A 6,568-nucleotide genomic window follows, 5' to 3' on the forward strand; every position below is an offset into this window, starting at 1 on the left:
GCCCGACCGGTGGATGATCAGGTAGATGCCGCAGAGCTTCCAGGCCGTCTTTTTTTTCCAGAGCACGTTCACCATTGTCTCGCCCTCGGGGATGTCAATGAAGTGGGTGAAGCCGAGCCGGGCGGCCGCAAGCATCGCCTCCTCCTCGGAGAGCGGCACCGGCTCGTGAAAGCTCTGCCCGAACGGGTCGAGCGGGTTTGCGCAGACAAGCTTCGGCCCGGGCCTCTCCGCACGCTCCTCCGAAACCCCGGCGGCCTTCCCGGTTTCCCCGCCCGGGCTCCGCTGGGGCTCCCCGGGGGCGGCGTCCGGTTTCCCCGCGGGCGTGGTCACGCGGGCTTCCGCCCGAGCGTGCTCCTGATTCGTCCTGATCTCTTTCTCTGTCATTTTTCATCCTTCCTTTCTGTGATCTTCGGTGTCTGCCGGAGTCCGTGGCCGCTCTGTACGCGGTCTCAGGCGGCCCCGGCCTCCTCCTCCCAGTCAACCACCGGGACTGCCGGACCGCCCGGTTCCGCCGCCCACGCCGTCTCCTGCACCGGCGGCAGCCCGTGGAAGCCATGCCGCATGGAGAACGCGGCGATCGCGTTGTGCGACGAGCCGATCGGGCACGGTGACTCCCTGAGGCTCGCCATCACCGCGAGCCTGAAGGCGTGCTGCACCGTCGGGTTGTCGAGCACCTTGTTCGCATGCTCAAGCGGCGTGACGATCTCCACGAAGGGCCCGCAGGCGTGCGCACGGGTCACCTCACGCTCCATGTCCCTGGTCATGGCGCGCCTGTCCGGATAGCGCCGGCCCCTGACGGCGCAGTAGTTCTCTCCGATCCGGCCGTTCCAGCCGCCCGCGGAGAAGCCCGGCTTCACGTCGTACCGCTCGAGCTCGCGGACAAGCCTCTTTCCGCTCTCGGTCTGCCGGTCCGCGATGTTCTTCGCGAGCGCGAACTTGACCTTCACCTGCTCGGGGAAGTTGCGCCGGCAGGAGCACTTCATGACGGTGTGCACGCCTGCAGTGAGCGCAAGCGCCGGATCCCATGCCGCGGCGCCGCGCAGGGGCGGGAGCGTGATCGCCCACCACAGGTTCTCGAGCTGCCACGGGTTCCGGACAGCCATCAGGAGGCACCTGTGCGCGATCTCGAGCATGCCGCGGGCCTGCCGCTCGGTCCGGAAAAACGACCAGGCTTCGCGCTCGCCGGGAATCGAGTGCCTCACCACATCCTCGTACTGCTCCTGCACGGTTTCGCCGTGGAACTCTCCCTCGGCGAGGAACCGTTCCTGCGCCCAGGGCGGGCAGATGTCGTCAAAGCACCAGCTGAGCTCCGGGGTTTCCGTGCGGCAGATGCGGTGCTCCGCGTTGACGCGGTTCTGGAGCGGGAGCCGCGCCCGGGCGGCACGCGCGATCATCGCGTTCTCGAGTTCCGCGAGCTTTTCGGCCGGACAGGGCCGGAAGGCAATCCACTGATGGTCGGGGAAGGGGTCCTGGCAGCGGTGATGCCTGAGGCGGTCCTTCATGTCAATCGACTTCCCGACGTAGAGCGTCCCCGTGGAGTTGATGATCAGGTAGATGCCGCAGAGTTTCCAGGCGGCCTTTTTCTTGTAGAGCACGTTCTGCAACGTGTCGCCCGGAGGGATGTCGATGAAGTGCGTGAAGCCGATCATCGCGGCAATCTTCATGGCCTCCTCCTCGGAGAGCGGCACGGGCTCGAAGAAGCTCTGCCCGAAGGGCTCGAGGGGATTCGCGAGGACAAGCTTCCGCCCGGGGCTCTCAGCGGGCTTCGTGTTCTCCGGGGTCTTCTCCCCGGCGCGATCCTGGTTCTTTTCGTTCTCGGTCATTGGTCATTCCTTTTCAAAACAAAATCTCTTTTCCCCCGGGGCACACGCGCCCCGGAAGGAATGTGCTGATGCGGGCGCCTCACCGCGGGTTCCTGAGGCTCGAGCCGAACCCGAACCCGCCCTCGCTCTGCAGCGTCGCGAGGTCGGCCTCGGTCGCGGTGCCGCGCTCGCCGATCGTTATCAGCGTCGAGCGCACGGTCTCGTTCGTCTCCGCCGCCTCCATCAGGCCCCGGTGGAGCTCCTCGGGCGAGCGGTAGGTGATGCCGCCTCCGAGGCCCGTCCTCACCACGGCCATGCCGGAGACCTGCTCCTCGGGCCAGAAGGTCCGCACCGCGGTCACGGCGCCGTGCGAGAGCGTCATGGCCTCGCGCTGAGCGTCCGTGGCGGGGGACTGGAGCGTCGGTGTGGCAGGCGCCGAGGCCGCCATCGAGCCGTGGGCGTCGATCGCCTCGGCCTGAACGCGCGCGACCGCCGCGTCGTGATCCTGCGGGGAGACGGCGAGCCCGTCCATCTGGCGCATCGCCTTCTGACCGGCCCGGCCGACGGCCTCGTCGGAGGGCGCCGGTTTTCCGGTGGGCAGGAACCCGCGGCTGCCGGCGTCATTGAAGGCGTCACGCGCAAAGGCGGCGCGCTCGGCAGGGTTCTGCATCGCCTCGAGGACCGCTTCCGGAGAGCCATAGGCCGCGACCGCGCGGTCGGCGAGATAGCGGTCGAGCCTCGCGCCCGCCCCGATCGAGGCGCCGTCGCGGCGCTCGTTCGAGGAGGAGAACGAGGTCGAGCTCGACTCCGACGCGGAGGTCGTCGCGACGTGGCTAGACGAGTCCGCGGTCAAGGCGCCTCGGGTGCCGGAGGAGGTCACGTTCCCCGAGGTGAGGAAGTTGCCGTTCTCCGTGGTCGAGTCCGCGGTGCTCCGGCCCGACTCCCTCGCCCAGGCGTCGGACGACCCCGACGTGGTGTACGAGGTCGCGCCGTCGCGGTTCGAGGCCATCGTGTCGGTGCGCAGCATCCCGCCGATCGAGACGCCGAAGGAGGGCACCTGGTGCGAATCGTCCATGGGGACGGTGCCGCCCGGTCCGCCGGTCCCGGCTCCCGGAGCTCCCTTGCCGCCGGCACCGGGCTTCGCGAAGAGCCCCGGCGCCGCGGGCGAGTAGTTGAGGCCCGCGCCTCCGGCTCCTCCCGCAGGGTATCCGGCCCCGAAGGTGCCGTTCCCCGGCGTTCCCGCGGTGAAGGACGACCCGGCCGGTCCCACGCCTCCGGGGATGTTGCCCGGGGTGCCGAGCGTCGCGTCGTTGACCGCGGCCGGCGCCTGGTACTGGCCGCCGAAGTGGCCGCCCGTCTGGGTGGAGAGCCCGAAGTTCTCGCCCACGCCCGAGGTCGAGGTGAGCATGCCGCCCTGGCGGGCGTCGACCGAGTGCGTCGAGCGCTCGCCCGAGGTGACGGCGGTGGTGCTCTGCCAGCCCGAGGCTGCGGTCACGACCGTGGACGAGCCCTGGGTCAGCTGCTGGCCCGAGGTCTCGACGTTCGAGGTCCCGTCGGCGCGCACCTGGCCCGTGGATGTCACGACCCCGGAGCCCGTGGCCTGCGAGGAGGCGGTGGCCGACCCGGTCGTGAGCGAACTCGCCGCGGCGACGCCGAGGTCGTTGCCCTGCACCTGGATGCCGGTGACCGCACCCGTCGACGAGTCGCGGACGATGGAGCCCGCGGCCGAGGTCGAGCGCGACATCGAACCGGCGACGAAGCCGCTCGAGACGTCCGACTTGTTGGCCGAGGTGTTGTTGACCGCCGTGTTCCCGATCGAGGCCGCGCCTGCGGTGACGTTGCCCGCCGACAAGGACGAGCTCTGCGCCTGCGCGGCGCCGGCCGCAGGGGACATGACGGAGGCCGCGAGACTCGCCGCGCCCATGTCGCTCGCCTTCGCGATCAGGTAGGAGATGAGGGGAACAAGCAGCATCATGTAGCCCGCCATCGCCTGCGAGGTGGCGCCCTGGTCACGGATGAGGTCCGCGCTCGCCAAGGTGAGACCGCCGTAATGTTCGGCCAAGCGGTTCAAGGGGTTCGAGTCGATGTGAATGAGCAGGTAGTTGATCACCGCCGCGATCGGCGCCCAGAGCGCGAGCCAGAGAAAGAGCGTGAAGTACATGCGCACGGCGTTCATGCCGCCGGAGCCGAAGGCGACGAGCATCGCCATCACGACGGGGAAGGCCGCGATGAGGATGAATTCCAGGATGTTCCTCAACTTCGGGAGGAACGCCGCCGCGAGCTCGCTCATCGTGCGAAACGAGATCTCGGAGGCCAGATTCCCCTGGCCCTTGGCGATCGCGATCGCACCGGCCAGAGGCATGTCGAGGCCCCCGGCCTTGCGCTCCAGCGCCCCGGGGATCTCCGCCATCAGCACGGCGTGGGAGAGGGACTCGGAGAGCGTCTTCGAAATGCCGAGCATCTTCTCCTGAGCCTGAGGGATGGCCTTTCTGAGCGCCGCCTCAGCCACCGACGTGTCGGAGGACGAGAGCTTTGTGAGAAGGAGCGACTCCTGCGCGGGGATCTCCACTTCCTTGAGGACCTTGAGGAGCGACTCCGCCGCCTTGTCGCAGTAGAGGGGCGTCCCCGAGACCATGGCGAATCGGGCGGGGTTCACCCAGCCCTCGGCGGTGACGGTGGTGACGAGGTCGCCGCTCGCCATCACCTCCTGTAGCTTCGACTCGGATTCAAGGATCTCGGGGAGCACGCAGCGGTCGATGAAGGGCGTGAGCACTTCGCGCGCCTCGGCCGAGACGGGCCCGGCCTGGGCGATTGCCGCGACGGCCCTCTCGGGGAAGACCGCGCCGAAGCTCATCACCTTCTCGGCGTCGACGTCGGTGAGCGCCGTCTCGAAGAGCTCCGCGAGAAAGTGCCCGATCTGGGAGGAGAGGCAGGCCGTGAAGCCGACGCCGAGAGGCACGTTCTCCACCACCTGCGCGCTCATCGCCCGGGTGTCCTGCACGGTGACGGTCATCTTCGGCACGAACGCCACCGTGTAGAGGAGCACCACCGCGAAGAACCAGGTGATCATGTCCCGGCCCCGGTAACGCACGGCCGAGGCCGCCGTCACGACGAGGAAGCCGAGGAGCGAGAGACAGAGGAGCAGCGTCAGGTATCCCGCGGAGCTCGTCATGCCGACGATCGCCTTGAAGAGCGCCGCGATCTGCCCGGCGTTCCAGATGGCATAGAAGTCAAGATTCAGGTCCATCAGTCTTTTCCTCCGTTGTCAACGGCGGGTCCAGCGCGGTAGCACGGAAGAGGCTTCCAATGCCGCGCGCCCGTAGACCGAGCGCTCGATGTGCGCGGCCTGCACGGCGTAGCTCTGCGCGCGGGCCATCGCGGAGTAGAGCTTGTCCTCGCGCTGGCGCAGTTCGGAGAGCACCACCGTGAGACGGGCCTCGAGCTTCTCCGCGTGCGCGACGTTGATCGAGTTGACGCTGCGGGCCGACGAGCTCGTGATGAGACGCCGGACCTCGATCGCGAGGTCACTCAGCGCCGTCGTGATCGCCTCGTAGGCCGCGGCCTCGGAATAGAGCCGCATCATGGCGTCGCCCGCCGTGGGGATCTTCGAGGAGGCGGAAGCCTCCACGATCGCGAGGAGCGGGATCGACGAGATGGCGGCGAGCATCACGACCTCCTTGTCGGTCACCTCCGCGGGATTGCGCGAGACGATGCTCTTCCGGTAGTTCGCGGCCGCGAGGTAGATCGAGCGCACGAGGTTCACGGGCTTCGAGACACTCTCCGAGGGATTGAGGCACTTCTTCGCCTCGTCGCAGGTGAGCAGCCGCGAGCTCGAGGGATTCACCTCGTCCACGGACCCGTAGAGATCCCAGAGGAGATCCCTCGCGCCGATGTCCTCGCTCTGCACCGTCGTCGAGTCCCCGCTGCCGGTCTTCCTGTAGAGCGTGGTGCCCAAGAGCGTCATCATCGTCTCGAGCGTCTCCTGCGAGACCGACTCCGCGAACTTCCCGCCCTTGAGCAACGACCAGGTGAGGTTGAGTTCGGACGACTCGACAATGTTCCCCTCGGCGTCCGTGCGGTCGGGGACGCTCGACATGACCTTGCCGCCGTCGGTGCGGGTGAGGCTGTCGGCCTCCGAGGCGTCCGAGGCCTCGCCGGTGCTCCTCAGGTTGTTGCTGGCCTTCAGCTGCGACTGCGCGAGCCACTCGACGGCGCCCGCGCCTTCGTTGACGATCCACTCGGCGGCCTTGCAGGAGTCGGAGAACATCTCTGTGGCCTCCATGATGAGGTCGCGGAACTGCGTCACCTGCTCGTTCAAGTCGGGCGACAGGTGCTGGAGCGCGAGCTGAAACGCGAGGCCCGGAATCGCCGTGCCGACGCTTCGCAGAAACGAGAGGAACTCGTCCTTCGAAGGGAGCGAGAAGGCGCCGAGGAAGATGTCGATGCCGCCGCACCCGGCCTTGAGGTAGGGTGCGTCGATCGTGATGGGCGAGAAGGACTTGCGCGGGACCTTGAGCACAAACGACCCGCCCGTTGCGAGCGAGAGATTCTGCGATTCGTAGACGCCCGCGCGCGTGATCGACGTCTGCGATCCGGCCGCGTCGTAGAAGTCCTCGAGGAAGCCCGCGTGCGAGACGGAGGCGGTCATGAGCGACGTGACAAGGAGCACGGAGAGCACGACGTTCTTCACGCGGAACCGTCGGTTCGCTTTTGAAGGCTGAGGATGAGGGGAACGTGCGGCGTTCCCGGGGTGTGAGAGGGGATGC

At 68.0% G+C, this 6,568-nt stretch carries 4 protein-coding genes; all 4 read right to left on the reverse strand.

What is annotated here, in order from left to right:
• Positions 1-384, reverse strand: a 384-nt coding sequence (locus tag Q4F91_RS12445; RefSeq protein WP_303338048.1) for a hypothetical protein, incomplete at its 3' end; no start/stop codon positions are given.
• A gap of 65 nt (positions 385-449) precedes the next feature.
• Positions 450-1,823, reverse strand: a complete 1,374-nt coding sequence (locus Q4F91_RS12450; RefSeq protein WP_303338049.1) for a GIY-YIG nuclease family protein — start codon at positions 1,821-1,823, stop codon at positions 450-452.
• 79 nt (positions 1,824-1,902) lie between these two features.
• Positions 1,903-5,049, reverse strand: a complete 3,147-nt coding sequence (locus Q4F91_RS12455; protein WP_303338050.1) for a conjugal transfer protein TraG N-terminal domain-containing protein — start codon at positions 5,047-5,049, stop codon at positions 1,903-1,905.
• 18 nt (positions 5,050-5,067) lie between these two features.
• On the reverse strand, positions 5,068-6,568 hold a 1,501-nt coding region (locus Q4F91_RS12460), incomplete at its 5' end, for a conjugal transfer protein TraH (protein ID WP_303338051.1).

This window comes from Sutterella sp. (assembly GCF_030539355.1).
In the GTDB taxonomy this organism is placed as follows: domain Bacteria; phylum Pseudomonadota; class Gammaproteobacteria; order Burkholderiales; family Burkholderiaceae_F; genus Sutterella.